Below are 5748 nucleotides of genomic sequence, written 5' to 3'. Positions count from 1 at the left end.
CGGCACCGACACGGCCTGAACATCTCCGCCCACCTCAGCCCCGTCCCCGAATTCCCACCACCCCAGGGGACTTAGCCAGGGCGGGTACGCGGCGCTGCCATCTACCCTGCCGGCCAGCATCGCAGCCTTTACGGAATCACCGTTGGCCCGCGAATGTTTCGGCGATCAGTTTGTCGAGCTGTACGCACAGCTGAAGAACGACGAATGGAACGCGTATGTCGACTGGTGCAAGGAATCCGGAACCGATCCCGCTGGTTCTGAGATCACCGCCTGGGAATTCCAGCAGTACTTCAACTGGTGCTGAGGGTGATCGACGAATGATGATGAACAGCAGCAGGCAGAATGCGAATTCGCTTGCGGTTCAGGCGATGTTCGCAGCTGACCCGGTTCTGGTGGGCGTACGTCCGGCCGGGGACGTAGTGCCCGGCATGGACTCGCAAACTATCCTGACCTCGGGGCCGCCGCTGCCTTGGCGAGAATACGGTCCCGGCCAGCGGCGAGCGATCCTTTATGGTGCCGTCTACGAAGGCTTGGCGGCAGACCCAGAGCGGGCGGCACAGCTGCTTGACCGGGGCGACATCACCGTTGGTGCTTGTCACGACCACGACTGTGTCGGCTCGGTGGCAGGCATCTATACGGCGTCGATGCCGGTGTTCGTTGTGCGCAACGCGGCCGGGAGCAACACCGCATACTGCAATCTATACGAAGGAAAGTCACGATTCCGCTTGAATTACGGCTCGTACGACGAGGGGGTGCGCGACGGTCTACGGTTTCTCCAGGATGTCGTGGGGCCGGTTATCGGAGCAGCCGTGCGGGCCTCAGACGGTATCGCCCTCAAGCCGATCATCCGTCGCGCCTTAAACATGGGCGACGAGCTGCACAGTCGAAACACCGCGGCGTCGCTGTTGTTCTCCCGAGAGTTGGTTGCACGGCTGTTCGACCTCGGCGCGGACGCCGATGTCAGTCGTGAACAGATCATCAAGGCATGGGAGTTCTTGTCGGAAAACGACTATTTTTTCTTGCGCTTGTCCATGGCGGCGGCGAAGGCTACCGCCGATGCCGCTGCGGGGATCGAGGGCTCCAGCATCATCACCGCGATGACGCTCGGTTCCCGCAATTTCGCCATTAGAGTGAGCGGCCTTGGTGAACAGTGGTTTACAGGTCCGATGCCGACGGTGAAGGCACAACTCTTCGACGGCTACACCGAAGACGACATCGAGTGGATCGGCGGCGAGAGCATGATCACCGAGACCGTCGGACTGGGTGGTTTCGCGCAGGCGGCTGCGTTCGCGCTGCAGGATTACCAGGGTGGATCGGCTGACGCGATGGTCAGAGAAAACCTTGCGATGTACCGCATTACGGCTGCGGAGAGTCCCGACTACCGGATCCCGTACCTCGGATACCGTGGCACGCCGACCGGTATCGATCTGTTCTCCGTGCTCGACACAGGTGTACTACCCATCATCGATGGCGGGCTGGCGGGCCGGGATGGTGGTCAGATCGGCGCCGGGCTTCTGGTCGCTCCGGTGGAGTGCTTCGCGGCGGCAGCCGAGGCGTTTACAGCCCGATATGCGGACCTCGATCGGCCGGTGACGGCATGACCGTGCCTCACCTGCAACGGCTGCATCCCGAGGCCATGGCGTTGCTGTCCGAGCTGGCTGAGAATCCGCTTCCGTCGAGTCGCGATCTGCCGCTGGACGAAGGCCGGCGCAACTTCCGGACGCTCTTTGGTCCTTTGTCGGCGACAGCGACAGGAGTTGAGTCTTGTGACGTGGAGATGGCAACCACTTCCGGCTCTCTGCCTGGCCGGCTATATCGGTCAACCTCGGCTCCGATGCTGCCGGTGATTCTCTACTTCCATGGTGGCGGTTGGGTTTTCGGTGATATCGAAAGCCACGATGGGTTGTGCCGGGCGCTGGCCGATGCGTCGGGAGCGGCGGTGTTCAGTGTGGGCTACCGGCAACCACCGGAGCATCCTTTTCCGGCTGCGGCTGATGACGCGTTTGCCAGCGTGCGATGGATTCATGAGCACGGTGCCGGGCTCGGGCTCGACCCCAGTCGATTAGTCGTTGCCGGGGACAGCGCCGGCGGCAACTTGGCTGCGTCGGCGGCCCTTCAGGCGCGGGACGAAGGCGGACCCGTGATCCGGGCACAGGTGCTGATCTGCCCGGTCCTGGATCCGGACTTGGCATCGGCCAGTGCAGCCGAGTTCGCAGCCGACCCATTCCTTTCCGCAGCGGAAATGCGTTGGTACTGGGAGCATTACGTTCAGGAGCCGGCGGACAGACGGTTGGCGTACGCGGCCCCCGGTATCGCGGATAACCTCGGCGGACTACCCGACACCTTAGTCATTACCGCAGAACTCGATATTCTCAGGGACGAGGCCGAGACGTTCGCCGATCAGGCAAGCGCGGCCGGAACCCAGGTCCTGCTGCATCGCGAACCCGCGATGATGCACGCGTTCCCCGTCCTGGCCGGTCGGCTTAGCGCCGGCCGGAATGCCATAGATCGAATCGGAAGCACGCTGCGTGCCCTCCTCGCCGACGACATGCAGATTGCTGCGGCCTGGGAGCAGGCCCGCATCTCAGAATTGGACAACTTGCAATGAAAAACGACCTGAAATTCGGATTCGTAGCCTGCGCCGCCGGCGTGCCCGGGACCACCGATGCGCGGCTGTACCGCGATCTGGTTGACGATTGCGAACACAACCTCGGGCTGGGCTACGAATCGGTCTGGCTGATCGAGCATCACTTCAGCGACTACTTTCCCACTCCGAGCCCGTTGCTCATGTTGAGCCACCTCGCGGCGAGATTCCCGTTGGCCGAGCTAGGCACCTGCGTTCTCGTGCTGCCTTGGCAGGACCCGCTGCGGACAGCGGAGGAGGTGGCGATGCTGAGTCTGCTTACCAAGCAAAAACTGCATCTGGGGATCGGCCGCGGCACCGCAAAGTACGAATACGACGCGTTCGGCTTGGACATGGATGCCAGCCGCAGTCTGTTCCGGGAACACTACGAGGTGATCGACAGCGCGCTTCGAGGCCAGCCGTTCCAGTACCAGGGCAACCATGTCACGATGCCCAAGCGCGTACGGCTGCGGCCAGAGGCCAGGGCCGAGAACGTCCAGTTCTACGGGGCCATCGGAAGCCCTGAGAGCGCGGGAATGATGGCAAATCTTGGCCTACCACCGATCTGTACGTCGGTGGGGAACCTCGATGCGCAGGTCGCCACTCTGCGGTCGTGGAAAGAAGTCGCTTCCACCCGAGGTGTGGATCCTGACAACGCCTTCCCGATCATGATCAACTGCATCATCGCCGACACCGACGAGCAGGCGATCGCTGAGGCACAGCAGCAGATCCCGGCGTTCATGCGGGCCCAGATCGACCACTACACGCCGCACGAGACCAACTGGGAAGACATTCCTAGTTACGCGGGATGGCGCGGGATGTTCGCAGGCATGAAACGGATGACGGACCCGGCCAATATCCCGGCGTGGACAGAGTGGCAGCTAATCGGCAGCCCAGAGACCGTGCGGCAGAAGGCGCAGAAATTCATCGATGCGGGTTTCAACCACTTTCTGTTGCACACCGCAACCCCGGGCGTACCGGTCGCCGACCGCCGGCGATGGCTTCGGCGGTTCGCGACCGAGGTAATCCCGGAACTCAGCGTCACTAACTGAATTGCGTTGGCACACAATGGCATATGCTGTCATCCGCTATTGTGTTTAGTGAACTACGTTGGGTGTTTCTCGCGATGGGCGCATCAGAGGCATACCCCGTGGGTATTCGTCGGCTACTCCCCAGCGTGCTGTGCCGTTGTCAGACATCTATGATGGCGCTGCCCGCATCAGAGTTTGAGACGAACAAGCCTGTGGCCCGGGAATATTGGCGTTGCAACGCCTAGGTTGACATGGGCGATCATGCCGGAACGACTTCCTCTGCGTATGTCGAAATCCGGCAGCGCAAGCGTTAGAATGTCGAATTGCTTAGGGCCGGTGAGATTTTCACGTCCGACTACGCATTTTCGCAGATGAGCTCGACTGCCTCGCGACGTAATGATCGCGAACACTATTCCCCATAGCGATCGCTTCGGAGTCGAGCTCATCTGCGCGGTGGCCAGCGCTGCCGGCATCTTGACTGTGTGAGGCCGGCCTAGACGGCGCCGGCCGCGAATCCGGGGCAGCCAGGACTAGAGATCGCAGTCTCGCAGTGCGCTGGTCGCGACTGTCTTGAGATCTGAGCCCAACTCCCAGCTCGGTCACCGATGCCGCTCGAAATTCACTGGTGGGCCACACCGGGCAAGCCGCACTCAGTTCCATTCCTCGGTGCCAAACATAGTGGACGACGTTTCCGCCATGCGATGTGACGCCCACACGGTAAAGTCCCCGGAACGGTCCAGCGTTTCAGAGATCGCCAGATCTTGGGTCAGGTTTGTGCCCCGACACGCTGCCCATGCGGTGCCGAACAGAGCAGTGGGCCGGGACGCCCAGCGGTGTGAGGGTCGCGCGGTCGACCCAGAGGGTGGTGGCATCCCCAGCTGTCGGCGTGTGCGCGACTTTCTCGCGGAGAAGTCACGAACGAGGTCGGGGCGAATCCGACCAATTGCGGATTGCATCCGTATTTGAGATATCCAGCTCCTGCCAATCGAGTGACAATCCGTAGACCGGTCCGTACTTCTACTGATTACATCCGCATCGGCTGGTCGCAGAATCGGAGTCTGGCAAAGTGCCACGCGGACCGATGAAAGCACGGATTGATGACCAACAATGCCGACCTCATCAGCACGGCGACTCCAGACGCCCGAGCGCTACGGGCGTTCTATGGCGGGATGCCCAGCGGCGTGCTCGCCCTCGCAGCGATGGTGGATGGAGCACCTGTGGGCATGGCAGTCAGCTCATTCACGAATGTTTCGTTGGACCCGCCGCTGGTTGTCGTGTCCATTCGAAACGAATCCGTCACCTGGCCTGTACTGAGCAGGGCCGCCGTGATCGGTGCCAGCATCCTCGCCGAACATCAGGGCGACTGCGGCAGGCGGTTGGCCGCGGATGACGCCAGCAGTCGGTTCGCGACCGTCGACTACACGGTTACCGATTCCGGCGCGATCGTCATCGACAACGCCGCCGGATGGTTTCACTCCACAGCGGGCGAGCCGATCAGCGCAGGCGATCACCAGCTGATTTTGCTGACCCTGCAGAGTATCTCGGTCGACACCGCCCGCCCGCCGTTGTTGTTCTTCCGCAGTAAGTTCGCGGGTCTGCGTGATGCGTGACAACTATTCGACTACCACCTTCAGCTGAGGAGCGCGCTATGTACTTACGTATCGACCTGGCACAGGTACCGCCGGCAGTTCAGTTACTTGAGCCGGATGATTTCAGTGGATTCAAGGTCACGGTCGACGTTCCCGAACATGCGTGGGTAGCACCTGGCACACTGGCCGCACTAGCAGGGCGCGAGCAGGACGATGAGTGGAAGCATCAGCTCGCCGCAATGGTGGACTTCGCCAGTAGCCGGGGCTGGATAGACGACACAGGTCGGGTTCGTGCGCACATCGACATTGTGTCGAATCATTAGATAAGGCAATGATTTCCGTCCCAACGCGCATGTCTTGCCCACACCATAGTGGCGACCTCATGGCGGTCGGAAACTGGACAAACGACAGTGGTTCTGACGGATTCACGGCTCTTCACAGATGAGGGTGTAGAGGTGGTTGGCGCGTCGTTGCCGGGATAGAGGTCGAGGTCTCTCGAAAATGA

At 61.4% G+C, this 5748-nt stretch carries 5 protein-coding genes and 1 pseudogene; all 6 read left to right on the top strand.

All coding sequences use genetic code 11. The annotated features are described in order from the left end of the window. Positions 1-88: 88 nt before the first annotated feature. Positions 89-304: pseudogene (locus ACJH6J_RS29875) on the top strand (hypothetical protein); the annotation flags it as partial. 13 nt (positions 305-317) lie between these two features. Further along, entirely contained in the window at positions 318-1601 is a 1284-nt protein-coding gene (locus tag ACJH6J_RS29870; RefSeq protein ID WP_406776242.1) for a DUF1116 domain-containing protein, read from the top strand. Continuing rightward, positions 1598-2608, top strand: a complete 1011-nt coding sequence (locus ACJH6J_RS29865; protein ID WP_406776241.1) for an alpha/beta hydrolase — start codon at positions 1598-1600, stop codon at positions 2606-2608. Before ACJH6J_RS29870 ends, ACJH6J_RS29865 begins: the two co-directional genes overlap by 4 nt. After that, entirely contained in the window at positions 2605-3675 is a 1071-nt protein-coding gene (locus tag ACJH6J_RS29860) for an LLM class flavin-dependent oxidoreductase (protein ID WP_406776240.1), read from the top strand. Before ACJH6J_RS29865 ends, ACJH6J_RS29860 begins: the two co-directional genes overlap by 4 nt. 1076 nt (positions 3676-4751) lie before the next feature. Next, positions 4752-5264: a flavin reductase family protein gene (locus ACJH6J_RS29855; protein ID WP_406776239.1), complete on the top strand. Its 513-nt coding sequence runs from the start codon at positions 4752-4754 to the stop codon at positions 5262-5264. Positions 5265-5302: 38 nt separating this feature from the next. Continuing rightward, positions 5303-5566, top strand: coding sequence for a hypothetical protein (locus ACJH6J_RS29850; protein ID WP_406776238.1), 264 nt, complete (start codon positions 5303-5305; stop codon positions 5564-5566). Positions 5567-5748 lie beyond the last annotated feature (182 nt).

Source organism: Mycobacterium sp. SMC-18, from assembly GCF_045310895.1.
GTDB lineage: Bacteria > Actinomycetota > Actinomycetes > Mycobacteriales > Mycobacteriaceae > Mycobacterium.
The sequence above is the reverse complement of the archived record's forward strand: the minus strand, read 5'-3'. Positions and strand labels throughout refer to the sequence as shown.